This window comes from Kitasatospora sp. NPDC041988 (genome assembly GCF_055588525.1).
In genome coordinates this window covers 33,876-59,399 of sequence record NZ_JBVJCO010000024.1, presented here as the reverse complement: position 1 = coordinate 59,399, position 25,524 = coordinate 33,876, and the positions used below count along the sequence as shown (strand labels likewise).

Annotated in this window: 26 protein-coding genes; 14 read left to right on the top strand and 12 right to left on the bottom strand. The window is 70.7% G+C overall.

Features of this window, described 5'->3' with window-relative positions; translation table 11 throughout:
- Positions 1–105: 105 nt before the first annotated feature.
- Positions 106–867: a hypothetical protein gene (locus ACZ6NC_RS23480; RefSeq protein WP_465735746.1), complete on the bottom strand. Its 762-nt coding sequence runs from the start codon at positions 865–867 to the stop codon at positions 106–108.
- Between ACZ6NC_RS23480 and ACZ6NC_RS23475 the strand changes: the two genes are divergently transcribed.
- Positions 857–1,957 (top strand): hypothetical protein, encoded by a 1,101-nt coding sequence (locus ACZ6NC_RS23475; RefSeq protein WP_465735745.1) that lies wholly within the window; start codon positions 857–859, stop codon positions 1,955–1,957. The two genes, ACZ6NC_RS23480 and ACZ6NC_RS23475, sit on opposite strands and share 11 nt — an antisense overlap.
- A 482-nt stretch (positions 1,958–2,439) precedes the next feature.
- On the opposite strand, the gene ACZ6NC_RS23470 is transcribed toward ACZ6NC_RS23475, so the two are convergent.
- From ACZ6NC_RS23470 to ACZ6NC_RS23455, 4 genes are all read right to left on the bottom strand, one after another.
- Positions 2,440–2,979 carry a HEAT repeat domain-containing protein gene (locus ACZ6NC_RS23470; protein WP_465735744.1) on the bottom strand — a complete coding sequence of 180 codons (540 nt, stop codon included), beginning with the start codon at positions 2,977–2,979 and terminating at the stop codon, positions 2,440–2,442.
- Between the two features lie 672 nt (positions 2,980–3,651).
- Entirely contained in the window at positions 3,652–4,248 is a 597-nt protein-coding gene (locus ACZ6NC_RS23465) for a hypothetical protein (protein ID WP_465735743.1), read from the bottom strand.
- Between the two features lie 310 nt (positions 4,249–4,558).
- Positions 4,559–5,089 (bottom strand): YrhB domain-containing protein, encoded by a 531-nt coding sequence (locus ACZ6NC_RS23460; protein ID WP_465735742.1) that lies wholly within the window; start codon positions 5,087–5,089, stop codon positions 4,559–4,561.
- A gap of 338 nt (positions 5,090–5,427) precedes the next feature.
- Positions 5,428–6,030 carry a hypothetical protein gene (locus ACZ6NC_RS23455; protein WP_465735741.1) on the bottom strand — a complete coding sequence of 201 codons (603 nt, stop codon included), beginning with the start codon at positions 6,028–6,030 and terminating at the stop codon, positions 5,428–5,430.
- A gap of 563 nt (positions 6,031–6,593) precedes the next feature.
- On the opposite strand from ACZ6NC_RS23455, the gene ACZ6NC_RS23450 reads away from it, so the two are divergent.
- On the top strand, positions 6,594–7,148 hold the full coding sequence (locus ACZ6NC_RS23450) for a hypothetical protein (RefSeq protein ID WP_465735740.1): 555 nt from the start codon (positions 6,594–6,596) through the stop codon (positions 7,146–7,148).
- A 244-nt stretch (positions 7,149–7,392) separates the two neighbouring features.
- Here the strand turns inward: ACZ6NC_RS23450 and ACZ6NC_RS23445 are convergent, their stop codons facing one another.
- Positions 7,393–7,674, bottom strand: a complete 282-nt coding sequence (locus ACZ6NC_RS23445; RefSeq protein ID WP_465735739.1) for an ATP-binding protein — start codon at positions 7,672–7,674, stop codon at positions 7,393–7,395.
- Between ACZ6NC_RS23445 and ACZ6NC_RS23440 the strand changes: the two genes are divergently transcribed.
- A complete protein-coding gene (locus ACZ6NC_RS23440; protein WP_465735805.1) occupies positions 7,674–9,050 on the top strand; it encodes a radical SAM protein in 1,377 nt (458 codons plus the stop codon). The genes ACZ6NC_RS23445 and ACZ6NC_RS23440 overlap by 1 nt on opposite strands.
- A complete protein-coding gene (locus tag ACZ6NC_RS23435; protein WP_465735738.1) occupies positions 9,047–10,075 on the top strand; it encodes an aminotransferase class I/II-fold pyridoxal phosphate-dependent enzyme in 1,029 nt (342 codons plus the stop codon). Before ACZ6NC_RS23440 ends, ACZ6NC_RS23435 begins: the two co-directional genes overlap by 4 nt.
- Positions 10,076–10,246: 171 nt before the next feature.
- Here ACZ6NC_RS23435 and ACZ6NC_RS23430 read toward each other — a convergent pair whose 3' ends face one another.
- Entirely contained in the window at positions 10,247–11,977 is a 1,731-nt protein-coding gene (locus tag ACZ6NC_RS23430) for an RICIN domain-containing protein (RefSeq protein ID WP_465735737.1), read from the bottom strand.
- 153 nt (positions 11,978–12,130) lie between these two features.
- Here ACZ6NC_RS23430 and ACZ6NC_RS23425 point away from each other — a divergent pair, with 153 nt between their 5' ends.
- On the top strand, positions 12,131–12,880 hold the full coding sequence (locus ACZ6NC_RS23425; protein ID WP_465735736.1) for a hypothetical protein: 750 nt from the start codon (positions 12,131–12,133) through the stop codon (positions 12,878–12,880).
- A gap of 472 nt (positions 12,881–13,352) precedes the next feature.
- Here the strand turns inward: ACZ6NC_RS23425 and ACZ6NC_RS23420 are convergent, their stop codons facing one another.
- Positions 13,353–14,045, bottom strand: a complete 693-nt coding sequence (locus ACZ6NC_RS23420; RefSeq protein WP_465735735.1) for a DUF4232 domain-containing protein — start codon at positions 14,043–14,045, stop codon at positions 13,353–13,355.
- Positions 14,046–14,452: 407 nt separating this feature from the next.
- Between ACZ6NC_RS23420 and ACZ6NC_RS23415 the strand changes: the two genes are divergently transcribed.
- The 6 genes from ACZ6NC_RS23415 (at position 14,453) to ACZ6NC_RS23390 (ending at position 20,958) form a co-directional block, all read left to right on the top strand.
- Positions 14,453–14,743 (top strand): hypothetical protein, encoded by a 291-nt coding sequence (locus ACZ6NC_RS23415; RefSeq protein ID WP_465735734.1) that lies wholly within the window; start codon positions 14,453–14,455, stop codon positions 14,741–14,743.
- Positions 14,744–14,926: 183 nt separating this feature from the next.
- Positions 14,927–16,045, top strand: coding sequence for a nucleotide disphospho-sugar-binding domain-containing protein (locus ACZ6NC_RS23410; protein ID WP_465735733.1), 1,119 nt, complete (start codon positions 14,927–14,929; stop codon positions 16,043–16,045).
- Positions 16,046–16,110: 65 nt separating this feature from the next.
- On the top strand, positions 16,111–16,362 hold the full coding sequence (locus ACZ6NC_RS23405) for a hypothetical protein (RefSeq protein ID WP_465735732.1): 252 nt from the start codon (positions 16,111–16,113) through the stop codon (positions 16,360–16,362).
- Between the two features lie 180 nt (positions 16,363–16,542).
- Positions 16,543–16,989: a hypothetical protein gene (locus ACZ6NC_RS23400; RefSeq protein WP_465735731.1), complete on the top strand. Its 447-nt coding sequence runs from the start codon at positions 16,543–16,545 to the stop codon at positions 16,987–16,989.
- Between the two features lie 847 nt (positions 16,990–17,836).
- On the top strand, positions 17,837–20,011 hold the full coding sequence (locus tag ACZ6NC_RS23395; protein ID WP_465735730.1) for a glycoside hydrolase domain-containing protein: 2,175 nt from the start codon (positions 17,837–17,839) through the stop codon (positions 20,009–20,011).
- A gap of 251 nt (positions 20,012–20,262) precedes the next feature.
- Positions 20,263–20,958, top strand: a complete 696-nt coding sequence (locus ACZ6NC_RS23390) for an alpha/beta hydrolase (protein WP_465735729.1) — start codon at positions 20,263–20,265, stop codon at positions 20,956–20,958.
- A gap of 321 nt (positions 20,959–21,279) precedes the next feature.
- On the opposite strand, the gene ACZ6NC_RS23385 is transcribed toward ACZ6NC_RS23390, so the two are convergent.
- Positions 21,280–21,564 carry a hypothetical protein gene (locus tag ACZ6NC_RS23385; RefSeq protein WP_465735804.1) on the bottom strand — a complete coding sequence of 95 codons (285 nt, stop codon included), beginning with the start codon at positions 21,562–21,564 and terminating at the stop codon, positions 21,280–21,282.
- 203 nt (positions 21,565–21,767) lie between these two features.
- Positions 21,768–22,607 carry an SDR family oxidoreductase gene (locus tag ACZ6NC_RS23380; RefSeq protein ID WP_465735728.1) on the bottom strand — a complete coding sequence of 280 codons (840 nt, stop codon included), beginning with the start codon at positions 22,605–22,607 and terminating at the stop codon, positions 21,768–21,770.
- A gap of 93 nt (positions 22,608–22,700) precedes the next feature.
- Between ACZ6NC_RS23380 and ACZ6NC_RS23375 the strand changes: the two genes are divergently transcribed.
- The 3 genes from ACZ6NC_RS23375 to ACZ6NC_RS23365 all read left to right on the top strand — a co-directional run bounded on the left by ACZ6NC_RS23375 (position 22,701) and on the right by ACZ6NC_RS23365 (position 24,094).
- Positions 22,701–23,072, top strand: a complete 372-nt coding sequence (locus ACZ6NC_RS23375; RefSeq protein ID WP_465735727.1) for a winged helix-turn-helix transcriptional regulator — start codon at positions 22,701–22,703, stop codon at positions 23,070–23,072.
- Between the two features lie 92 nt (positions 23,073–23,164).
- A complete protein-coding gene (locus ACZ6NC_RS23370; RefSeq protein WP_465735726.1) occupies positions 23,165–23,401 on the top strand; it encodes a hypothetical protein in 237 nt (78 codons plus the stop codon).
- A 72-nt stretch (positions 23,402–23,473) separates the two neighbouring features.
- Positions 23,474–24,094, top strand: coding sequence for an L-threonylcarbamoyladenylate synthase (locus ACZ6NC_RS23365; protein WP_465735725.1), 621 nt, complete (start codon positions 23,474–23,476; stop codon positions 24,092–24,094).
- A 445-nt stretch (positions 24,095–24,539) separates the two neighbouring features.
- On the opposite strand, the gene ACZ6NC_RS23360 is transcribed toward ACZ6NC_RS23365, so the two are convergent.
- Both ACZ6NC_RS23360 and ACZ6NC_RS23355 read right to left on the bottom strand, forming a co-directional pair.
- Entirely contained in the window at positions 24,540–24,938 is a 399-nt protein-coding gene (locus ACZ6NC_RS23360) for a hypothetical protein (protein ID WP_465735724.1), read from the bottom strand.
- A 33-nt stretch (positions 24,939–24,971) separates the two neighbouring features.
- Positions 24,972–25,127 (bottom strand): hypothetical protein, encoded by a 156-nt coding sequence (locus tag ACZ6NC_RS23355; RefSeq protein WP_465735723.1) that lies wholly within the window; start codon positions 25,125–25,127, stop codon positions 24,972–24,974.
- Positions 25,128–25,524: the final 397 nt, after the last annotated feature.

Here is a 25,524-nt window from a genome sequence, read left to right as displayed (position 1 = left end):
GGAGAGAAAAAAAAGGACAGACAGCGGAGCTCGGCGGGCTCGTGTCGCTCCCTTGGGATCGGCGAGGCCGTGGGGCCCCCCCCCCCGGAACCCGGGTACTGGCGATCAAGAGGGAGGTCGGAGCCCGAAGTGTTCCACGGCCCGCTCGGCAACCTCGTCGGGCCCGAGGTGGGTGTTGTCGATCAAGAGGTGTGCCCCGGGGACATGGGCGAAGTCGTCGACCGAGTTGAGGCGATACTTCGCGTCCATGCCGACCAGGTTTGCGTTGGACCATGCGAGGTCCCGCTTGGAGGCCTTCTCCGCCAAGCGGGACTCACCCGCGTTGCGTTCCAGCCGAACGCCCTGGTCGGCAGACAACTCCAGGAACAGCACACGCGAACCACGGTCACGGAACGGGGCGCAATAACGCTCCACCAGTGCGGCGTCCTCGGGATCGTCGAAGTCCCAGACAAGGGTGAACACCAGCCCGGGCAGGTCACTCGCGGCGGCCTCGGCGAAGATCTGCTCACGGAAAGCATGGTTGAGGCGCTGGAACTGAGACGACTCGTAGGGGAACAGTCGCAGCAGCGGCTCGATGGTCAGATGGTTGTGGAAGAGCTTGAACCCCGTGCGCTCTGCTATGGCGCCGCCCACCGTCATCTTGCCGACCGCCGCCGGGCCGACGACGAAGAGCAGGGTAGGGGTCGTGGTATCGGACATCGCGACAGCATAGGACGCGGCGTGATCTTCGTCGACCGCACGCCGCGGACACCAGTCGGCGGCCGTGGTGGCCGCGGCGAAGGCGGAGGTGCGCAGCCGGGACAGCGTGGCCACCGCCCCCGCGGGCGCTGTCGGCCCGCTGCGAGAGGATGCCGGCATGACGATCACACCCCGGCTGGTGGCCAAGTACCCGATCCCGGACCGGGACGGCGCCCGGACCTTCCTCGACCCCACCGGCCCCGTTCCCCGTCTGGAGGTCCGCGGCGCCGAGTCGCTGCGCATCTACGAACTGAAGGAACAGGCGGAGCTGACAGCCGAGTTCCCGGCCCCGTCGCCCAACCTGTGGTCGAGGGAGTGGGCGGCTCCCGACCTCTCGTTCGCCGTCTTCGGCACCGCGACGGAGTATGTCGCGGTCGCCCGGGACGGCACGACGTTGTGGAAGCAGCCGTACGGCACGTGGGAGGTGCGCCGCTGGGGCTACCTCGACTTCTCGACGACCGGAGCCGCATCCCGCCCCGCCGCCGGCGACTCCTCGGCGGGCGGCGCCGATCAGGACCTCCGGATCTGGTTGCGGCTCCCCTCCGGACTGCCCGACAGCACCCTGATCCTCACCCTGGACGCCGAGGGGACGGTGCTGGCACGGAGCGTGCTCCCGTGCGGCGGCTACGAGCGGTTCGTCAGCCTGCTCTGGGACGAGAACGACGAGGTATCCGGCGTGACCGTGTCCGGGGGGCGGGCGGCGGCCACGCACTACGATGCGCGGTGGCAGTCCGGTGCCATCGTCCTGGGCAGGCAGTTGCCGCAGGACAGGGGCGCCCTCCTCTGGAGCGAGCGCGAGTACCTGGGCATGGACGCAAGGAACGCCCGCTGCATGACCGTCGACCGGAGGGGACGGGACGTCAGCTGGCACAGCCTCCCCACGTACCAGGTCACCGCCTCGCTCGGCCTGAGCGACTTCCCGGCCCCCGGCACCGGCGACTGCTCGGTGCACAACGACCCGTACATCTCCTCCTTGAGCGGATTCGTGGACGACGACACGGCGATGGTGACGCTCTACAACTCGTACGACGAGGCCGCGGTGTACATGTTCGGCAGGGACGGCTGGAGGGAGCACAGCCACTGGCTCGCCGACCCCGCCACCGGCGCCCTGCACGGCCGTATCGAGTACCCGATGGCCGAGGTCGACAATGTGATGCTGGTGGGCGACGGTACCTGGATCACCGAGGAATGGGACGCCTTCTACCGCTGGCGGCGCTGAGCTCGCCGGCACCGGCCTCGCGGCGACGCACACGGACCTCGGCCCGAATCCGGGGCAGCGGGCACTGGTAGCCGTACGAGCCGAGCGGCACGCCTACCTGGCGCCGGGGTCCTGGAGCGGTGACCTGGAGCGGTGACTGGAATCCGTCCGGCAGGGGTTGAGCGAGGAGCAGCGCCCGGTAGGCGGCCTCGGTCGTCCGGCCGTGGCGTCTTGTCGGCCGCTGGACCTGCTAGGCGAACGTCCGTCGACCGCATAAAAAACCGTTCTCGCAGAGGAACCGGCGGACCCGCAGATTCAGGACGACGAGCCGGCCGCCAAGCGGCCGTCGGCCAGACGCCGCCGGTACGCGCTGTGAACTCTCTGGCAAGTGAGCACGCGGCGGCCTCCGAAACGGCCCTGGACGGCCTTTCGCCACTCCCCTGCCGGGACAGTGATCGTCACGAAATGTATGTCACAGTCAAAATCAGAGAGCGCCGACACCGTTACCTGGGCGCGCGTGGGTTGGTCCGTTCGTAGATGGTTCCTCCAGGGATGAACCATCCCGCCTTCTTCCGGACGGCCGGGCTCGGGTCCTGGGCGTGCGACGCCTGCAAGGCCGCGACGGCTCGGGCGTCGGTATGGGAGAACTTGCCAACGAGCTCGGCGGCCCTTGCCCGGACCGCTGGGTCGGGGTCGGAGGCCAGGTGCCGCAGTGCGGGTTCGAGGACCCGGTCCGCACCCGGTGCGCATGTGTCGCCCTTGCACCGGTCGCACGCCAGGGCGTGGAAGGCGGCGATCCTGACCTGGGCGTCGGGATCGTCGGCCATGGTGATGAGCCGGCCCATGGACTCGGTGTCGACCAGGTGGTCCAGAAGCCTGCAGCAGCCCTCTCGGACGGCCGCGCTTTCGTGAGAGAGGCCGGCGCGGATGGCGCCGACCGCCTCCTTGCGCCGCAGCAGCTCTCGGTAGGCCGCCACGGCGCGCTGCGGGTCGCCCAAGCACGAGACGAGGGCTTCGTTGTCGGTCCTGACGAATCCGAGCATGACCCCAGTGTCGAACCACGCAGCACGGTCAGGCAACGGGATTTCGCCTCGGTGGAGGGAAGTTCGCCCTGGTGCCGCCCAGCGTGTCGTCGGGGTCAACCGCCTTTGAACGGACACGGACCGTCAGAGACGGCTGCGGCGGGCGGCCGGGCCGGCCGACTACGCGTGCCGGCGCCGGATCGCGCGCCCGGGCGCGCCGAAGGTGAAGCGGGCGTGCAACTCGGTGGCGAGGAGCGTGGAGACCACGGTGACCAGGGCGTTTGGCGTTGGCCAGGGCCCAGGGGATCCGGGAGGCGAGGGCCGTCGCGGCAAGGCTGGAGGCCAGCCCCACCGTGCCGCCGCAGAGTACGAAGCGGGCGAAGGCCGTGAACGCGCCGGGTGCCGCCCGCTGCCGGTTCTGAACCCGTGACGATGGTGGATCAGCCGACCATCGAACAGGCCCGACCACCCGCTTCCGGCAACTATGCCAACGCCCGGGCGGCGGGACTCGAACCCGTCACTCATGAAGATCACCAACAGCATCCCCCGTGTGAGACAGAGCCGAAGACACCGCACAGACCCCTACCGGGTCGCACCTCGATGATTCGCCGGCGCGTCCAGGCAGGGGCACCCCGGCCCGAGGCTTGGGGAGGATGCCCGGCGTCGTGCACCCGGCAAGATCCGAAAGAGGGCCTAACTCTCCATCACCATGGCCAGCATGGCCAGCGCAAACCCGACGGTCACCAACACCCAGAGCACCGCGGGGACCCTGCCCAGCCAGCGCGGCCGGGGCTCCTTGAGGGTGCGGGAGGCGATCAGCAGACCCGCGCCGACCACCGCCACCCCCATCAGGGCCACCCCGGTCGGCAGGACCACGCCACCGCCCCAGATCCAGGCATCGCCATGGACGTACCGGGCGCGCACCGAGTCCGGATGCTCACCCCCGCACCACCAGGGCTTGTCCGGGTGGCTGCCCTTGCACGAGTTCGGCATCAGGTACGCATCACCCGAACCACCCCTCAGCTCGACGCCCTCGACCACCGGCCCGCCGTCGTCAGGCCGGAAGTCGCCGTAGCAGTGGTGTGTCGTACCGCTGCCGCCGTGATCGGTCGAGTACGACCGATTCTGACAGTCCGTCACCTTCAACATTCCGCGCTCGCCCACCAGCCCGGCGCCCGCCAGAGTCTGCGCCCCGAAGTGCACCAGCACCCAGAGCCCGACCGCCACCACATTCAGCGCGACATACAGCAGACCGACCCGCCGCGCAGTGCCCCCGCCCTCAGCTGCCATCCGTCCACGGTAAACGCCGGGAGTGACAAGTGTCAGTCCCCCTGCAGCCCAGGACAGCCACTCCCCATAACGCAGGCCACACCCACGACCGGACGAGTCCACCGCAGCGCGCACGACCCACGCCACCACGACAGCCGCCCCCACCACCGGAACCATCCGACCCACGGCCAGTCGCCTGCCTCCCGGTACCCGCGCGCGGGAAAACCGGCAACCCCGCCGAAGCCGGCACACCCAACCGGGCCGAGACCGAACAACGCCAGCAGAGCCCTCTCCCCCGCCGCGCAGGGCAGCCTTCAGGGCAGCCGGACTGCTACCGGACCGGACCGGCCAGCGTCTCGATCGGACCCAGGTCGGGATTGGGCTTGCGGGTGATGCTCGCCAGCTCCTCGGGCGGTTCACTCCCGTCGCTGACGATCGTCACATACGCCTTCGCCTCCTGCAGGCTCATCCGAGGGGCCTGCTTGCGCAGGTGCCGCATGGCGGCGGCGGTCCCGACCGAGTCCGCGAGGCGGCGGACTTCCGCGGCGAGGGGGTCGGGCACCCTGATGCCCTTGACCTGCCAGAGGTAGTCCTCCTCCCAGTCATCGGTCAAGCGGCTGCCGGGAACGAAGTGGATGCTCCCGTCCTCCCGGTCGACCAGTAAAGGGCCGCCGAGCAGGTTCCCGCGCAGAGCAGGGTTACGAGCACCCTCCGCCGAGGTCCAGTAAGCGAGCCACCCGACCGACCGCTCCTCGACCGCGTAGACGGCCAGCTCCGGGATCAGCCTCGCCCACGCCCAGGCCGGCCGCTCCCGCGCCAGCAAGGACTCGACCAGCTCGACCGCTCGTTCCTTGGAAATCACGCTCCCCATCCTTCACTGGCGGGTCAACCGGATTTCGGCGTACCCCGTCGTCGATCCCGCGCCGTCCGGCACGAGCCCGGCGACCCGGTCATCACCGCTGGGAGCAGGCACACCCCGGACAGCAGGCCAGGCCCACCAGCCCGAACAACGGCGCAGCACCGCCTCGAACCCCAGCGGGGCGTCAGCACCGCCCCGCGCCCGCCCAGCTGTACCGGCCGGTGCGCGGCGCGCGGGAGAAGGTGGCGCCCGGAGGCCTCGTCCGGGACGCGGTCGCGCCGGACGTGCCGGAGGCACCGCACGACGTGCGGTGCCTCCGGTGTACCGGACGTGGCGTGGGATCAGGCGCGGGCGAGGTAGAAGCCTCCGTGGCCGTTGCAGCCGGTCGGCCAGTAGGCGCCCGCGCGGAAGCCCGCCGGGATCGGCGAGTTGGGGCAGGTGAGCAGGCCGACCTTCGCGATCTGGTGGTACCAGGCACCGACCCCGTTGCAGCCGAGGAGTATGTAACCGGTCACGACGTACCCCGGGACGATCGGGGAACCGCCGCAGGTCCAGATCCCGTCCTTGACGAGGTTGTGCCGCCAGGAGCCGACCCCGTTGCAACCGTACTTGACGTAGTCGGTGATGACGTACCCCGGGACGATCGGGGAACCGCCGCAGGTGTAGAGCCCGTCCGCGGCCGGCTGCTGGTACCACGAGCCCCAGCCACTGCAGCCGTCCTTGTTGTAGGCGGTGAGGACCCATCCGTCCGGGATGGCGGCGCCGGCGCAGGACCACTGGCCGACGCCGGTGACGCCGGCCGGCTGGGCGGCCGCGTTCGACGTGCCGGTGGCGGTGCCCGCGAGGACGAAGGCGGCGATGAGCGCGAGCGCGCCCATGGTGGCGCCGATGCCGCGGCGGACGACCGCGCCGGTGAGGCGCTTCCACAGGTGACGAGGATGCATGGTCGGTTCACTCCAGTCCTGGCGGCGGGCATGCTCGATGCCCGCTGGTCGGGGGGACGGCCGAGCGGTGGATCGGGCCTCACCTTAATGCGGAGATCATATGGATGCCTGATGTTTGGATTGTGAAGAGCTCAACTTGGCCGGAACATGTCCGACCGTGCGGCCGGGGAGCGCGCTGGTTCCGGTTGGCATCCAGCCGGATGGTCTCCCAGCGCAGGCCAGGCTCGTCGGTGACGCCATCAAGCCGGCGCAGGTTGTCCGGGTCGCTCTTCAGCTCATCCCAGCACCAGGCATGGTCCCGGCCGTCGTCGAACAGCTTCTGTTGCTCGGTGGCGGCAATGGCCCACAGTGTGTCGAACGTCCGCTGGACGGTGGGTGTGCGTGGACGGTGGGTGTGCGCCGAATGGCAGGGAGGTGCATCACCAGCAGGTGGGCCGTCAGATGGTCGGTCGGCCAGACGAGACGTTCTGCCTCGGCCTTGGCCTGGTCCAGCTGGGCCAACCAGCGACCCCGGCTCGGGGCGTAAGCTCTCGGTTCGATCAAGGCAACCAGGAGAGGAACCCATGGGCCAGAAAGTCATCCGCTTCTCGGACCTGACCGGCAAGCACGTCGAAGACGATGCCCAGCTGGTCCGCATAGTCGTTCGGGAGCACCCCGACCTCGAAGACGGCCCGGTCGAGATCGAGGCCCTCGCCGAGGAGCTGTCCACGGTGGAGGAGCTGGCGCTCGACCTGGTGACGTTCGAACTGCACTACCCGGACTCAGGCGAGCCGCAGAGCGTCGTCATGGAGGCAGAGACGTTCAACCGGCTGGCGTCAGCCGGTCCCATGGCCGAGGTGCTGCGCGGAGCCAAGCGCGTGACGCGGACCTTCCCCAGCCAGGTCCCGCCGGCACCCGCCAAGGACCGCATCAACTATGCCAGCCTGGAGCACGCCGGCAAGCCCCACAAGGGCCGCACCACTGACGCCGAAAAGCAGCTCGTCCAGCAGCACCTGGACCAGATCAACCAGCGGCTGGCCGCTCAGGGCATCCGGACCATTGACCTCGGCAACCCGGACCACGTGGCGCGGTACGGCCTCGAAGCTCTGGCCGAGGAGCGCGGCGCCACGCTGGGATAGGCGCCTGCAGTTGGCGCAGGCCCACCAGTGCCCGGCCAATCAGCACCGGGTCGGCGATGTGCCCCCGGTTGACTGCGTGGTCGCGGCCGGGTCGTCCCTGGGCGCCGGCTGGAGCGGTCGGCCCCGGCCACACGTTGCCGGGGCCGCACTCGGCCCAGATCACCTTGCCGCCGGTCGGCGGGTGTAGTGGCCCCAGCCGTTGCTCATCGCCTCGACCAGGAACACCCCACGCCCGCTCTCGGCGTCAAGGGCCCGCGACCTTGCGCACCGGCGGACGGGAGTCATGGTCGGCCACCTGGACGACGACCTGCGGGCCGACATGCTGTAGCCCGAGCGTAAACGTCCGGACACTTGCCGGCTCGGCCGAGGTCAAGGTCTCCGGCTGGGCCGCGCCCGGGTGCCGGATGGCGTTGGTGGCCAGCTCCGACACCACGAGCCGGACCGTCTGAATGAGGTCGGGTGACACCTGCCACCGGCTCAGCAGGTCGACCGCGTGCTGCCGGAGAGCATAGATCCCGGGTGGCAATGATCAGTGCGAGCCCGTTCGTGCATGATGACGGGATGAACCGTAGTGACCAGCGCTTCCACGTCATCGTGCTGTCGAACTTCGCGAAGGGCTTCGACAAGTACGCGTTCACCTACGGTAAAACGGGGATTCCGGAGAGTGCCCATCCCGACCGGTTCCACCTGCTGACCCGTTCGGAGTTGGGTATCGGCATCGGCAAGGCGCGACGCTTGCTGGACCGTCTGGCCATTCCGGGCGACCGGCTGCTGGTGCTGGAAACCACGGTGGACCCCGACACGTTGATGCCCAACGTGTCGACCGGCCTCGGCATGGAACTGCACGAGGCTCGCATCCGATTGTCAGCCGTCCACGAGCTCGACCACGTAGGCGACGAGTTCACTCTGCGCCCGACGACCGTCGAGGATGCGATGGCGGATTCCCTGCACCTGCACGGATCGGCACTGCGCCGCTACGCCGACGTGCGGCCGCGCTCGGTTTCGCTTCTGCCGGTCGCCTCCGCCTGCCAAGCCCGGTGTTCGTTCTGCTTCTCCTCGGCTTCGATCTCCAGCGACCAAGCGCCGGCACGGGTCCCGTGGGACGCGGTCGCCCACTGGCTGGAGCGCGCCCGCACGGCAGGTGCCGAGCGTGCAGTGATCACCGGCGGCGGGGAGCCCACGCTCATACCCTTCGAACAGCAGCTGCGGCTGGTGTCCGCCTGCTCGGCGGCGTTCCCGAAGGTCGTCCTGATCACCAACGCGCACACCCTGGCGAAGGGCCAGCACGCTGACCGGGCCGGCCGACTGGCAGCCCTGAGCGCCGCAGGCCTGAGCGTGCTGGCGGTCTCCCGGCACCATCAGGACGACGCCGTCAGCGAGCGGCTGATGATGCTGCGCACGCCGGTGAGTTCCGTGGTCGACACCTGGCGCGTGGAACGTGACCGATGGCCGGGCCTGCGGATGAGGCTGATCTGCGTGCTCCAGCGCGGCGGTGTGGCCGATGCGGCCGGCGTCGCCGACTACCTTTCGTGGGCCGCGGCTCTCGGCGTCGAGGAAGTCTGCTTCAAAGAGCTGTACGTCTCCACCAGCACCGAGTCGCTCTACTTCGACCGCGCCGCCAACGTCTGGAGCCGAGAGCACCAGGTTTCGCTGTCCGTCGTCACCCGGTTCGCCGCGCAGCACGGCTTCGAACTGGCGAGCAGCCTGCCCTGGGGCGCGCCGGTCTACCACGGCCGCTGGAACGGCCGGCCGATGCGGATCGCCGCTTACACCGAGCCCAGCCTGCTCTGGGAACGCACCAGCGGGATCGCGCGCAGCTGGAACGTCCTGGCCGACGGACGCTGCTACGCCTCCCTTGAGGACCGGGCCAGCGAGATCGTGGCGGAAGGTGCAACGGCATGAGGTTCGACGAGTTCCAGGAATTCCGGCAGCGGCAACTCAGCACTTCCTCGTCGCTTCTGGACGCCGCCGAGACCAACGTGTACCGGGCGCTCGCTCCGCTGCGACCGGAACCGCCGACCGACACGAGTACGGTGCACCGGTGCGATCTCGCCCGTGCCTGGCTGCGGCGGTTCGAGCTGCCGGAGGAGTGGTCCGGCCGCGCCATGGTCTGTCGAGGGGTCCGGCACGGGCTCGGTGTGGTGTTCCAGTGGCTGCGCGCCGTGCAAGCGCGATTGTGGTTGCCCAGCGACGTGTACCCGGTGTACTTCGAGCTGGCCCGCGCGGCGGGCCTGGCACCCGCGTCCTACCCGACGCTGCCGGCGCCGGCCCTGCCGAGGTCGCCGGCGGACGACCGGCCCGAGTACCTGCTGCTCGCCAACCCCAGCAAGCCGCTCGGCCGGTACCTGTCCGATGCCGAGTGCGCCGCGGTGATCTCGTGGCTGCAGGAATCACCACGCCGCCGCCTGCTGATCGACAGCGTCTACGACCTGGGAGCCCCGTTCGCCGCCGGAACACGGCGATTGCTGGACACCGGTCGTACAGTGCTGCTGCATTCGGTCACCAAGGGGTGGCTGTGGCCACGCACGTTCGGCGTGGTCCTGCTGGGTCCGGAACAAGCCGAACTGGCCGAAGCGTTCCGGGCGGATCCGCCGACGCCGGCACAGTTGAGGCTCACCGACCGTCTGCTGACCGAGCACAGTGACGTGCCCCGGCAGATCGTCGACGAACTGGCCGCACGGGCTGAGCGGTTGTTCGAACGGCTGCCGGACGAGGTGCTCGGAGCGATTCCCACGGAGAGCCGGACTTGTCCCGGCAACTACTTCTTCCCGGTTGACATCCCGACGGAGACGCTCCAGCGCGAGTACGGCGTGCTCGCCATGCCGGTCAGCGTGTTCGGGGAGAGCAGTTGGTCCGGCTCCATCCTCACCAGCCTTGCCGAGGCTTCCGGCCCGAAGTCGGCGGTGGCGGTGGCCGTGGCGCGATGAAACCGGTGGAAGGCCTGGCCGTGTCCGACGATGCGGACTTCTACGATCAGGAGTTCGCCGCGCGCCCCCACCCGCCTCCCGGCACAGAACGGAGGGGTGTCCGTGGCCGTCGGCCACGGACACCCTCCTGTTCCTGGGCGACCACCTCAGCGGTCACCACACCTCCGGTGCTCAGGTGCAGTGGATCCTCGAACAGTCCGGTATCGGGTCCCTGTGCGCGGTCCCCTGCTGCCACTGCAGACGCGGGATGTGGGCCGCGATGACCATGACGACGTCGAACGAGGCCTGCATGAGGCTGGTCGACGGCATGCCCATCGACGCCTCCGCGGCCCTCAGGGCGTCGTCGTCGATCCACCAGACCGACAGGGTGCCGCTCTGGTCGACGTTCAGCCAGGCGCCGATGTGGCCCTCGGTCCCGGAGGCCCAGCAGACCCGGCCGCCGTCACCGTAGACGACGAAGTTGCCGTCCAACTGCATGGTGGCCCGCCGACCGCAGCCGGTGCTGCCCGGGGCCGTCCACTCGACGGCCGAGGACATGGCGCCGGTGAAGTTGCTGGCCCAGGAGTAGACGAGCTCCAGCGTGCCGTCGTCCCGCATGCGCATGGTGGTGGAGCGGTCGGCGCTGCCACTGGTGAGCTCGTTGCCGCGGCAGAGGCTCCAGCCCTTCCACATCCAGCCGGCCCGCTGCTCGGCGCCCGGGGGCTGGCTCCAGCAGTTGTCCGGCTGCGGGCTACCGCCGCCGGGGTTGCCGCCGCCGCCACCGCCGGTGTTGCCACCACCGCCACCGGTGCTCGGGGCCGGGCCCGCCTGGACGTTGTCCAGCCGCCAGCGCTGCTTGTCGGAGCCGTCGCACCGCCAGACGCCGAGCTGCTCGCCTGCGTTGTTCGCGGTCAGGCAGCCGCCGTCGGTGTCGCTGATGAGCGAGTACCAGCCGCCTCCGGCGTCGTGGAAGGTCCACCGTTGGTTGGCGTTGCCCGCCTGGTTCTGGATCAGGTGGGTGCGGTGCGAGCCGGGGTCGTGGTCCATGACCATGCCCAGGCCGGGCGCGGCCTTCCCATCCGTCATCAGGGTCTCGATGAGCCAGCGGCCGTTGCCGGTGTCCCAGAACGCCCACCGCTGGGCGGGGTTGCCGTTGCCGCCGAGGGCCTTGATCGAGGTGCCGGAGTTGGTGGTGCCGCCGTCGAGGTCGGCGACCAGGCCGTTGTTGTTCGACCGCAGGGTCGCGACCTGGCTGTTCCCGATGTTCGGCCGGATGACCGGGCTGGTGGACCCGCCCGGCTGCGGCTGGGGCTGCTGCGGTGTGGCCGGGCCGTTCGCGGGGTTGTCGAGCCGCCACTTCTGCCGGTTGCTGCTGTCGCAGGGGCTGACGGCGAGGGCTTCGCCGGGGTTGTTGGCGGTCAGGCAGTTGTTGTCGGTGTCACTGGTGATCCAGAACCAACCGCCGCCCGCGTCCCGGAACGCCCAGTGCTGGTTGGCGTTGCCGTCCATGGTGCGGATCAGGTGCGTACGGTGCGTCCCCGGGTCGTGGTCCATGACCATCCCCTGACCCGCCGCGGTCTTCCCGTCCGTGAGCAGGGTCTCCAGGATCCACCGGCCGTTGCCACCGTCCCAGAACGCCCAGCGCTGCGCCTCGGTGCCGTTCGCGCGGTACGCCTGGATCGACGTCCCCGAGCCGGTGCTCGAACCGACCAGGTCCGCCACGACCCCGTTGTTCGCGGAGACGAGGGTCGAGACCTGTCCGGCCCCGATACCGGGGTTGACCACAGGGCCGGCGCCCGGCTTCGGTACCGGCGGCTGGGCCGCCCGGGGCGGCACGCTGCCGAGACCCCAGCGCTGCGAGTCGCTGGCGTTGCAGTCCCAGATCTGCAGGGTGGTGCCGTTCACGGCGTTGCCGCCGGTCACGTCCAGACACCACCGGCGAGGAGGAACCCGACCGCAGCGACCCAGCACTGCGCCTGACCCCGTTCGACCCCGGCGTGGGCCGTCCGCTTGCCGCACCTTGATCTCGACTCTGGAACCGTAGCCACGGATCACGGAGACTGGGTGACAGCGGCCATGACGCGCAGTGGGACAACAGGAAACACGAGGGAACAACTCATCGCACACCACCACATACGCCGGGCGTCCCTGGCCGCGCTGCTGGGCGCGGCCGTCCTCACCGGCTCCGGCTGCTCGATCACGACCGGCGCTCCCGACGGATCCGGTCCGTCCGCCACGGCCACCGCCACCAAGCACCCGCTGCCGGCCGATGCCATCGTCCCGGAGGCCGGGGCCGACCTCTGCAGGCTCCTGGGGCCCGACTTCCTCACCCGGTACGCGCCCGGCTACACGCTGGACTACTTGCCGTCGAACCCGTTCACCCGTCCCGAGTACCGGCTCCTGAGCACCGGACCGGGCGGCACCGGCCCGGAACTGACCGCCGGCGGATGCCAGGTCAGCACCCCTGACGGCCTGGGTGGCATCGGCGTCTCCCTCACCCGCGAGCTGCCGGGGCCGAACACCACCAGGTCACCGAAGGACCGCTGCGCCCTCGTCGCCAAGGACAGGCACGACCGGGAGTCCGCCCAGACCCCGTCCCTGTCCCCCGCCTTCACCTTCGAGGACATGCCCGTCCTCGGCCCTGGCGGCTTCCGCGAACTCGAGACCCGGGACGGGAAGGTCCTGATGGCCAGGACCCAGGGCTGCCACGGCGCCGACTGGATCCAGCTCTCGGTCGTCCCCAGCCCGCACAGCGACACCGGCAAGGCCGTGAACGATGCCGTGGAGGCCCTGCAGGACATCTACCGTCGCCTGGGCGACGCCTGAGACCCACAGCACGAGGCCCCGCCGCTGCCTGAGGCCACCGACTGGGTGACCTGCGTGCGCTACACGTGGGAGCGTGAGGGCGGACGCGCGGCTCTCGACGTGACCCGTTGGGCCTTCTGGCCTGGGGCGTCACATCGGGTCCTGACATTCTGTGCTGGCTGACTTCGGACCGCGAGCGCGTGCGGCAGGTCCATTGCGGCAGGATAGGTAACCAGCAGGGCTCCCCGGCAGAAGAGTTGAGACGTCAGATACCTCACTCAACTGTTGGGGAGCCCTGTCCGTTCCTCCTCGGTCCGCGACCGCCCGGCCGTCACCAGATCGGTGGCCGCTCTGAAAGGCTCACTCGTTCGTTTTGCCCGGCCCCGCCAGGCCGGGCCCTGTGCGGTCGCCGTCCGGCGACACATGGGTATGCCGGCCTGGAGGTCGACGACAGGGACTTCCGTCCCTGAACATCCGGCCGCGCTCCAGTGGTTCAGGAAGGTTGGGTGGAGGTGAGCGGGGTGACGGTGACCTTGTTGTCGCATTCGGCGATCTGGCCGTTGTCCAGGCCGATTTGGTGCTTTCCGGCCTGGGGCACGCCAATCACCAGCGTCGGGTAGACCACGGGGTCGGTGCCGGAGGTGCAGGAACCGTCGCCTTCGCCCTGGACCTGGACGAAGGTGAGCTTCGTCCAGGCCTTCCCGCCCGGTGCGAGCCGGACCGGAGCGGCGGTGCCGGTCTGGCTGGCGGTCAGCGGCACGTTCTTGTCCGGCGAGCCGTTACCTGCACCGGCCACGGTCGGGAAGCCCTCCAAAGTGCAGGCGCTCCCGGAGGTGTTGGTGATGCCGATGACCACCGCGCCGGTACCTGTGCCGCTGGGACGGATCTTGGCCTGCTGGGCCGAGGAGACCGTCACGTCCGCAGCGGCGCAGTGCGCGGCCGCGCCACCGGAGGGAGCGCTACCCGGCGACGCCGGTGGGGCGGTGGAGGCGGGAGCGGAGACCGTAGGCGTGGAGGTTGCCGAGGGGACCGCGGTGACAGGGGCCGCGGTGGTGGAGGCGGGCGGGGCTCCAGCGTCGCCGGAGCCCGGTCTGTCGTTCTCCGGCCCGCATCCGGTGAGCAGTAGCGTGCCAGCCGAGGCCAGTGCCACGGCGATGGTGATTCCACGGACGGTCCTGCGCTTCATGATGTCCTCCAGAGGTGTGACCAGGTATTTCACCGGTATTCACCCGTGTCACATCCATGTGCCCGACGGCGGTTTCCTCGTAGAGCAACTCGTTACACACGGATGACGAGATCGAGCCCGTCTGGTGATCAACTGTATGCAGAGTCAAGCGGTGGTCCTGAACCGGCTCAAGGGACAAGGGCCTGACGCTGGAGGTGTACTCAAAAGCCGAGCCCGGGCGATGGTTGTCCGATCTGACGCTGTCGCACACCGTGAACCCAGCCGACATCAGGATCGCGGTGATCGCCGCAAGCATCGCCTCCAACACAACCCCCTGAGGGGCGAACGCCGGATCGTCGACTCACCTTCTCCAGCATCCCGGCACCCTAGCCGAGGGCTGACCGCACCGATCGGAGAGACCGCTGCCCATGACCGACACCGCCAGCACCCCGTCGGTTCTCCAAGCCGACGGCGGTGGCGGGCCGGACAGCGGTGCCCAGGAGGTCGGGCGGCCGGATGTCCCCGCGCCGGGGCTGCGGTCGCCGGCAACAGCGGAACAGGTCACGGAACTCGAAGGCTGGATGGGGCAGGCACTGGAGCCGGCCTATGCCGAGTCCCTGCTGCAGGGCGACGGCATGGCAGTCGCACAGTGGGCCGAACCAGTCATGCCGCGGGCCTCGAGCGCAGCGGGCCGTCCGGGGCCAGTCAAGGGCAAATGATAAGTCGTCACATCAGTTTGACTGGCCATCAATGCGTTACTTGGCAGAACATCCAATGGCTGGGTTGCGATCAACAGGCATGTAATAAAGGCCAGCGGTTGCAGCGGAGTTGACCTCGCGACAAATCGAGGAGAACGGCTTCGCCGGCGTACCGAATACCACCCCCACGCGAGGAGAAGCACTGTGCGCGTCCTGTTCACCGGCCCCGGCTCGGTCGGCCACCTCTTCCCGATGGTCCCGACCGCGCAGGCCCTGCGCGCGGCCGGCCACGACGTCCTGTTCGCCGGCCAGACCCCGATCGACCAGCTGCACAGCACCGGGCTGCCGGTCGTCGAGGTGGGCGACGGAACCACCGTCAACGAGGCCTTCGCCCGGGTCCTCGAAGGGGTCCGGTTCGCGTCCGGGGAGCGGACGAACGAGGAGACGATGGCGCTGGCCGCTCTCGGCTTCGCCGAGCACGGCCGGGTGACCATCGACGGTCTGCTGGAGGTCGCCCGCGGCTGGCGGCCGGACGTCATCGTGCATGCCCCGTTCCAGGCGGCCGCGCCGCTGGTGGCCGCCGTCCTCGGCATACCCTCCGTGGTGCACAACTTCGGCGTGTCGGCCGAAGGGATGACCAGCCGCCTGGCCGGGCTGCTCGCCGACGAGTACCGCGCACACGGGCTGGAGGGCCCCGCGGACCACACGGTGGTGGACGTCGTCCCGGCCTCGCTCGGCGGGGAGGGCGGCGGCTGGCGCGTCCGCTATGTCCCGTTCAACGGGGGCGGCACCGTTGCGGCGGACCTGATCGGGCGCGGCTCGCAGCGGCGGATAGCGGTGACGCTGGGGACGGTGTTCGCGCAGTGGGAGGGCATCGGCGGTCTCTCCGGCCTGATCGAGCAGGCGGGCCGCGTCGACGCGGAGATTCTGCTGGCGCTGGGCGACACCGACCTCGCCCCGCTCGGCGAGCTGCCCGCCAACGTCCGGCCGCTGCCGTGGGTGCCGCTGAACCAGCTGCTCGATGCCTGCGACGCGGTCGTCCACCACGGCGGCTCCGGCACGATGATGACCGCGGCCGCGGTGGGCATCCCGCAGCTGATCCTCCCCCAGGGGGCCGACCACTTCATCAACGTCGCCGCCGCCGAGGCTCACGGGTTCGCACTGCGCTCCAGCACGGAAGCGGTGGACGCCGACCTTCTCGACCGCCTGCTCGCCGACGACTCGCTGCGGAAGTCAGCGGCCGCCATACGGGCGGAGATAGACGCCCTGCCGACGCCTACCGAGCTGGTCGGGAACTTCGAGACGCTGCTCGCCGCGCGCTGAGGCGGCCGGCGGTACGCGGCGAGCCCACCCGCGACGGGGAGCACAGACAGTGCACCCTGAGCACGATGCCGAACGAGATCCTTCGGTCCGACTCGGGCGCAACCGAACTCTTCGTCGACGTCGGCCTCGCGGTCAGTGGGTTCGTCGACGTGCTGCTACTTCCGGAGGACGCGCATCGGTGGGCCGGCTACCGCTCCGGCGCTGCCCGCCGGCAGCAGATGCACGTCTCCGCTGGCGGTTTCCGGGGCACGCCTGCTCAGTCCGCCCGCAGGATGGAGATCGGAGAGGGCGCTGCCGAGCTGGTGGCTCAGCTTTGAGCAGGAGGTGGCGGATCGCTCCGGTACTGGGCCGAGAACGAGTACCTGGGCGCACCGCAGCTGGCACCCCCTTCCCCCGGATGCGGGAGTAGTCGATCTCGCAAAGCGGTGGTGGGACTGGCAATCCGTACGGCAAGGTTGTGGGCCCGGTGCAACCGCCACGAGGGAGGTCCCATCCACATGCACGTGGGAGACGCCGCCGACTGCCCCGAACCAGGCCTCACCCGGCCGCCGCAAGTGCCGCCCATCGCAACCAGGGTGACGTGGAGGGGGGAGCCCCACGAGGCTGCACATCGATACGGTGTCATCAGCACGTTGTTGGGGGCGGGTATCGACGCCGCCCGGATACAGGTGTTTCACGACTCGGAGGACGGCGGCGCTTACTGGGTCGTCACCCTCGATGGCGGGCGCACGGCCGTACTGACCGACGACACAGAGGAACATGTGGTTCACATGGAGGGGCCGTGGCCGTTCAAGGCCGTGTTCCTCAGCCCGGACGGCGTCCGAACGAAGATCGATTACTCGATCGGTGCTCTCCAAGCTGAGATCGTCACGTGGTACGCCAAGGCCGTGGGGGCTCCCGACCAACTCCCGCTGAACGGCGTGGATCCGGCGACCCAGCCGTAAGAAGATGCCTGCCCTTCCCGGGGCCGGCCTGGTCAGTCCGCCCGCAGGATCCGGGAGACGTAGACACGAGGCGGGTCCTTCTCCTCGTCCACCGCGTACTCCACCAGCCCCAGGTCGTGGCGCAGCGGCGCCGAGTGCATGCCGGGCCGCCCGGGGACCGGCAGGCTCAGGTGGGGGGAAGGGGTTCTCGCGCAGGTCGACGAGGACGCCACCGCGGCGGAGACGACGTCGGCTGGCGTGCCTGGGTCGTCGAGGAATTCCTCGACGACCGGGGAGAGGGTGAGCGGGTCGTCCTCGTCCGGGACGTCGGGTGTGGTCGTTCACAGGGCGCCGGGACGGCGCAGGAGGGCGGACGCGGAGGTGCCGGGGGCGGTGCCGGCCTGGACGGCGGCGTGGATGCGGTCGCCCTCCGGGTCCTGGTAGAGCTCGGCCCGCAGCCACCAGCGCGTCAGGACTCCGCCGATCGTCTCGACGTCGGCCTCTCACGGTGGAGTCCCGTTGCCCGGCGGTGTTGATGCACTCACAGAGGACCCTCCCACCCGGCATGGTTTGGGAGGGCATGGAATCCGGGCAGCTGGTCGCGGCACCTGTTCACTCCGTCTCCACCCCCACGGCACAAGCAGTTCAGCGTGCGCACACCACACCGTCAAGACCATGACGGGCACAGCACCGTGCCACGGGCGGACGGGCGGACGGGCGGACGGGCGGACGGGCGGACGGGCGGACGGGAGGGGCCTGCGTCGATCGTCCGTCGCGGGCGTGGATATCGTGGCCGCCGACGCCGCGCGGCCGACCTCTCGGCGTGCGGCCTTTCGCCATGTCAGGAGAGATCTGGGTGAAGTCCCGTATGACAACGCTCCGTAGCGCCACGGCCGTCGCGGCGGCCGTGCTCATGGCGGCTCCCGCCGCCGGCTCCGCCGAAGCCGCGCCCGCCGGAAGTCCGGACACCAAGGCGGTGACCTACCAAGGCCGCACCTTCCAGGTGCCGGCGGCCTGGCCGGTGGTGGATCTGGCCGTGGACCCGCAGGCCTGTGTCCGCTTCGACCAGCACGCGGTGTACCTCGGGCACCCGGGCGAACAGCAGGTCTGCCCGCCGCGGTTGATCGGCCGCACGGAGGCGCTCCTGGTCGAGCCCGCCGCGGCGGCCGCACCGGACCGGGAGGGCTCCAACCCCGTCGCGCACACGATCCGGGCCAATGACGGTGTCGTCACGGTGACCGGGACGTACGACACGGACCAGCCGCTGGTGCGGCGGATCATCACCGGGGCCGGGCTCACCCCCGAGCCGGCGCACCGACCGGCGCCGGTGACCGCCGAACCCCGTACGGCCCTCGCACCGCGGTCCACCATCGCCGCGGCCCCGGCCTCCGACCCGGCCATGGCCGCACCGGCCGCGGCGCCGGCGCTGATACCCGCGTCGGCGACGAACCACACGGGCAAGGGGTTCGACGCCTGTACGGCGCCCTCCGGCGCCGCGATGAACGCGTGGATGACCTCCTCCCCGTACCGGGCGGTCGGCATCTACATCGGCGGCGCCAAGCGGGCCTGCGCCCAGCCGAACCTGACGGCCTCCTGGGTCCAGCAGCAGCAGGCCGCCGGCTGGGCCTTCATGCCGCTGTACGTCGGCGTGCAGGCCTCGAAGATCGTCTCCCCCGCCACCGAGGGCGCGGGCGCCGCCGACGACGCGGCGAGCCAGGCCCAGGCCCTCGGCTTCGGCCCCGGCGCGGTCCTCTACTACGACATGGAGGCCTACGCCCCGCAGTACTCGGGCACGGTGCTCGCCTTCCTCACCGCCTGGACCAATGAGTTGCACGCCCTGGGCTACAACTCCGGCGTCTACAGCAGCTCCTCGTCCGGTGTGAAGGACCTGGCCACCAACGCCGGCAACAGCGCCTACACCATGCCCGACGCCGTCTTCAGCGCCAACTGGAACGGCAAGGAGGACACCGACGACCCGGCGATACCGGCCGGCTACTGGTCCAACCACCAGCGCGCCCACCAGTACGCCTCGCCGAAGGACCCGGAGACCTGGGGCGGCTTCCCGATAGGGATCGACCAGGACTACCTCGACATCCAGCTCACCGGCGCCCCGCCGTCCCAGTCCTCGGGGTTCTTCCTCGGCGTGCGCCAGAGCTCGGGCAACTGGCCCGGCTTCAGTCCGCTGGCGGGCGGGGCGGGCGTGTTCCGCGGCTCGGAGGCCGCGATCGCCGGGCTGCCGGGAGGTTCCTCGCAGGAGCTGGGCATCGGCCTGGACGGCCAGCTCTACCACGGGGTCCGCGCCGCGAACGGCGGTTGGAGCGGCTTCGCCGCGCTCCCCGGCAACGGCACGCCCACCATGGCGGCCCGCCGGGCCGGCATCGCCGGTCTGCCGGACGGCTCCTCCCAGGTCCTGGCGATCGGCAACGACGGCAACGTCTACCACCAGACCCGCTTCGCCGACGGCAACTGGTCCGGCTTCGCCGCGCTCCCCGGGGTCGGCACCGCCACCATGGCGGCCGGGGACGTCGCCATCGCCGGCCTGCCCGACGGGTCCACCCAGGTCCTGGCGATCGGCAACGACGGCAACGTCTACCACCAGACCCGCTTCGCCAACGGCAGTTGGAGCGGCTTCGCGCCGCTCCCCGGTGTGAACAGCCCGCGAATGGCGGCCGGGCGGGTGGCCATCACGGGGCTGCCGGACGGCTCCTCCCAGGTCCTGGCGATCGGCAACGACGGCAACGTCTACCACCAGACCCGCTTCGCCGACGGCAACTGGTCCGGCTTCGCGGCGCTCCCCGGCAACAGCACGCCCACCATGGCCGCGCGGACGGTCGCCATCGCCGGCCTACCGGACGGTTCCTCCCAGGTCGCGGTGGTCGGCGGTGACGGCAACGTCTACCACGAGACCCGCTTCGCCAACGGCAACTGGTCCGGGTTCGCCGCCGTCCAGGGCCCGTACGGCGCGAGCACCTTCCCGGCCCAGCGCGCCGCCATCGCCGGCCTGCCGGACGGCTCCAGCCAGCTCGTCGTCACCCGGAGCTGACCCGGGCGCACCCCACCACCCGACGCCCCCATCCCCGGCACCTCCGTTGACACCTCCCAGGGATGGGGGCGCCGGCGGCGAACGGTACGGCCAGGCCGGCCGCACGAAGGGCCGTGGGGCGGCGACGCGTGGCAGCGAGCGGACGAAATCCGCCAGCGCGGCACGTTCTTGTCGGGGTGGGCAATGGGTGCCAGGACGGGCGGCGCAGCATCATGTGCGAGGGGGTAGTCGAGGTCGACGTGGAGGTGGCGATGAGAGTCGTGTTCGTGCACGGGGCGTGTGTGCGGGACGGGTCGTGGTGGTGGCACCGCACCGCCAAGCTGCTCCTGGAGCGGGGGGTGCCGAGCGTGGCCCCGGCGCTACCGAGTTGCGGCGAGGCGGGCCTGCCCGGCGGCGTCGGCGGTCCGGGGCTGCCCGAGGATGTTGCCGCGGTGCGGCAGGTGCTGCTGGCCGGCGACGAGCCGACCATCGTGGTCGCCCACAGCTACGGCGGTGTCGTCACCGCGGAAGCCGCCGCGGGCGTCGGGTCGGTGCGCCACCTACTGCTGGTCTCCAGCTACCTGCCCGAGGTCGGGCAGAGCCTGTCGGAGTTCGGGGACGGCAGCCCCGCCCCGTTCCTGGACGTCGACCCCGAAGCCGGTACATTCGGGGTCCGCCCCGAGCTGCTCGTGGACACGTTCCTGCAGGACTGCGACCCCGACGTCCAGGCGCAGGCGGCGGAGCACCTCGCCCGGCAGAGCGTGCGGGTGACCGGGCAGCCGGTCGGGGCAGCCGCCTGGCAGGAGCTGCCCTCGACGTACCTCGTCTGCGCTCAGGACCGGGGCACCCCGGCGCCGCTGCAGCGCGAGTTCGCCCGCCGGGCCGGCCAGGTCGTCGAGCTCGACACCGGCCACCACCCGTTCCTGTCCCAGCCCGCAGCGGTCCGGGATCTGCTGCTGAGCCTGTGACCGCAGCCGCGGCCAAGTGCGCCTGCGGGGTCAGTGGTCTGCGGGATCAGTGGTCTGCGGGGCCGGTGGTCTGCGGGGCCGGTGTCGAAGGCGGCCATGCCGTGCAGCACCGGACCGGCTCCCCGGGCTTCCTCCAGACTCCGGGCGAAGACGTCGATCCTGACCCGCGACGCCAGGTTCATCAGCCCGGGCAGCCACACGCCCGGCACCACCACGATCACCGCCGCCCCGCCCCGCCCCGGGCCTCGGCCGCCGACAGCCATCCGGCCGAGGCCACGACCGGCGAGGCCGGCTCCCAGACGTGCCTGGCCGATCAGGGGCTCAGGCGCTGTCGCCCTCCCAGTCCCAGTACCGGTCGCTGCCCCGCCGGGGCCCGTAGTGAGCGCGCCCGCCCGCGCCGTAGGCGCCGATCTCGGTGGCCAGCGAAGCCCCGTCCTCGACCTCCTCCCGGCTCCAGCCGGTCACGTCCAGCAGGAGCCCGTCGAGAGGGCCGGCCACCAGCTCTCGGTAGACGTGGCCCTGCCGCGGCCCCGGATCAGGATCGTCATGCTCCGCCCCGTACACCCGGCCCCTCATCAGCGCGTCGTCGTCCATACCCGCCAGCATCCCGGCCACCACCGACAACCAGCCGTCCGCCCCGGCGGCCGCGCGGCCGGCCCGGCCGCCGTACAGTCCGAGACGATGGCGAAGTCGGTTGTCTGGAGTGTCACTCCCGGGCATGGCGCCAACGTCAACGTCGTATCAGGTTCCTCGACTGTCAGCAGTGGATCGCCGAGCACGCCGAGCAATTCCAGCGACGCTGACCAGTTTCAGCGGAACGAGGCGACATTGCGCGCGGCCCAGTCGGCGAACGGGCGCGGGGCGCGGCCGAGGATCCGCTGGACCTCCGGGCTGACGCGCAGTTCGGCCGGGTTCGGGGAACCGAGGATGGTCAGGGTGTCCTCGGCGAGCTCCGCCGGCATGCTCCGGGCCATGGCGGCCTTGGCCTCGTCGCGGGTGAGGTCATGGAACCGCACCGGCGAGCCCAGCGCGGCGGCGATGGCCTCCGCCTGCCGGCGCGGCGTGATCACCTCCGGACCGGTCAGCTCGTACACGCCACCGGCGTGCCGGTCCTCCAGCAGGCAGGCAGCCGCGACCTCGGCGATGTCCGCCGGGTCGATGATCGGCACCCCGACGTCACCGAAAGGCGCGGCGACGACCCGCCGCGCGCGGACGGACTCGGCCCACCACAGGGCGTTGGAGGCGAAGCCGCCCGGCCGCAGGACGGCCCACTCCAGGCCGGACTCCCGCAGCACGTCCTCCAGCGCGCGCATCGCGAGCCGCGTTGCGCCGAAAGGCCTGGTCGCCACGCCCTGCGTGGAGAGCAGGACGACCCGGCGGACCCCACTGGCCTCGGCTGCGCGGATGATGTCGGCCGGGCTGGCTCCGGCGGCGTGCAGGTCGCCGGACAGCAGCAGGAACAGCGCTTTCGCTCCGGTCAGCGCAGGCTCAAGGCCGGTCAGCTCGGCCAGGTCGGCCGCCAGGTGGCGGACGCCGTCCGGCACCGCTGCCGCATGCCGCGACACGGCCGTCACCTGCTGGCCCGCCTCGGCCAGTGCCCGCGTCAGCGGCCGGCCCACATTCCCGGTAGCCCCGGTCACCACGATCATGATCTGCTCCTTCGTCAGTTGTCCTCGATGGCCTTGACGTTAGGAGCCTGGACTAACTCTTGGTAAGGACATACCCTGAGGTAAGCTCATCACATGGTGGGAGGTTCGCAGCTCATGCAGGCCGAGGCGGGGAAGCGGTATGAGGTGTTTCACACCGACTGCCCCGCGCGCGATGTGGTCGACCATGTGACCAGCAGGTGGGGCGTCTGGGTGTTGATCTCCCTGCGGAACAACGACCTCCGGTTCTACGAGCTGCGCGAGAGCATCCAGGGCATCAGCGAGAAGATGCTCGCCCAGACCCTGCGCACACTGGTCGAGGACGGCCTGGTCTGGCGGAAGGTCGAGCCGACGACGCCGCCCCAGGTCACCTACGGGCTGACCGAGTTCGGCCGGGACGTCGGCGAGCCGCTGGCGGAGCTGTTCGACCGGATTACACGGCGGCTTTCGCCGCGCGGCGCGGGATAGCGTGCTGGTAGTCGGCCACGAAAGCGCATCCAGCGTGACCGAGCACCCCACGACCCGAGGACCTGGTCCGACTGGTTCCCCAGGAGGAGGGCTTGAGCCACGCTCAACTCGCGCCGAGGCAGGCGGTGCTGTGCGCCGACGGGCCGGTGACGTCCGGGCTGAGCGACCGCCAGCTGTACGACGAGGCAACCGGCTGGATCCTGGAGTCTGCGAACGTCACTGCGGCTGTTGCGGAGCTTTCCGCCAGCGAGGCCGGCGGCGAGGAGCTCGTGCGGGACGTGCCGGCCCACCTCCACAAGCCGGTCGCCGAACAGCAGGGCCGGCCCTGATCGTCACCCGCGGGATGCCCTCCGGCACCGCCGGGCGAGCAGCCGGCCCGGTGGATCCCGTAGGGTCGGCCAATGGCGAAGTACTTCGACGTGCACCCGCAGACCCCCCAGGCCCGCACCATCAACACCGTGGCCGACAGCCTCCGCTCCGGAGCCCTCATCGCGTACCCGACCGACTCCTGTTTCGCCCTGGGCTGCCGTATGGGCAACCACGAGGGCCTCGAACGGATCCGGTCGATCCGGCGGCTCGACGACCGCCACCACTTCACCCTGATGTGCGAGAACTTCGCCCAACTGGGGCAGTTCGTCCACATCGACAACGCGGTCTTCCGCGCCGTCAAGGCGGCGACACCGGGCAGCTACACCTTCATCCTCCCCGCCACCAAGGAAGTCCCACGCCGTCTGATGCACCCGAAGAAGAAGACGGTAGGGGTCAGGATCCCCGACCACGTCGTCACGCGGGCCCTGCTCGCCGAACTCGGCGAACCCCTCGTCTCCAGCACCCTGCTCCTGCCCGGCGAGGACGAGCCGATGACCCAGGGGTGGGAGATCAAGGAGCGACTCGACCACGTGCTCGACGCCGTCGTGGACTCCGGCGACTGCGGTACGGACCCGACGACGGTCGTCGACTTCTCCGGCGGCGCAGCCGAGATCGTCCGACGCGGGGCCGGCGACCCCACGCGCTTCGAATGACGAGACGGACACGGTCCGGCTGACAAAGCCGTCACGGTCAGGCAGTCGGATCGCCTGTCCCCGGATACAGCCACATCACGGTCGCATTGCGCAGCACAGGCCAGGGCTGACTCGCCCAAGGCCGTACCCGCCTCGTAGACGACCGGCCGGCTCAGAGCGAGGACGGAGGCGATCGACCGGATCGGCTCCGGCCTCGCCGCGCCTCCGCTGCCCGGCCACCTCCGGACAACCGCCCTGCCCACCCACGAGCCGGAGGCACTGTGGGCCGTCCACGACGCCGTGCGCGCCGCCCTCGACCGGCAGCCCGCACCGAACGCCTCCACCGGCTCACCCTCGACATCACCGAGTACACCGACCACACCCCGGGCGAGCTCGTCGGCGCCCCTCAGCGGATCCGGGCGGTCCAGCGCACCGCCCACGCGGTCGAGCCCGAAGCAGCCGCGGCTCAGCTTGCGGAGTCGACCAGGAACCCGAGTCCGACCATCGCCCCGGCGTAGACCAGCACCAGCAGCAAGCTACAGAAGATCAGCAGCCAGCCGGTCACGATGCCGAGCAGGGCCAGACCGCGGTCGCGGCCGCCCAAGCGCTTGCCACGGCGACGGCCAAGGTGCCCGGCCGGGATGGCGACAACTCCGAACACGAACATGGCGAACGTGTAGTAGCCGCCGTACATCAGCCAGAGCACCGGCGTCGCGAAGATGGCCACGACCAGGGCGACGCCCATGGCAGCCGACCAGAAGCTGACCCGGGCAGGCGTGTTGCCGGCCTCGGGCGTGTTGCCGGCCTTGGGTGTGTTGTCGGCCTCGACTGACGACGCGGCTGTCTGCTGAGTACTGCTGGTCATGGTGGATCCCCCTGTCAGGCTCGGTCATCCACCCTACGAGAGAGCGACTTCACACAGGCTGCTGCCCCGCCACTCGTGGACCAGGGTGGCCTGGCCGTCCGGGCTCCAGCGGCCGAAGCGGGCCAGCAGGTGCCGCGCGGCGTCCCGGTCCAGCCGGTGCTCCGGCCCGGTCCAGCCGCAGGAACACACGCCCCGCAGCGCCGCCGCCCGCGGCGCGAAGTCGAAGCGGCCGTCGTAGACGCTCCACTGCGGAACGCTCTGCCCGCTCCCACTGCTCGTCAGGCATGTGTCCGTTCAGCCGACGCGTGAGGAGGAGTCCCGGAGCGGTCATGGACCGATTCTCCGGGCCTCCCCCACCACGATCAGGACTTGCCGGTGCCCGCTATCGGCGGCCCGTCGACGTACCAGGCGTCAAGTAGGTCGAGGTCCCGGCCACCACCAGGCGGGCCGACGCCCGTCACCCCGGCCCGAGCGACCGTCACGACGATTGCGTCGTCCCTGGCCGGGAGCGGGGGGGGGGGGGGGGGGGGGGGGCGCGCGGGCCCAATCCCGAGGCACGCAGGAAGCGAGCGAAAAGACAAGGCCG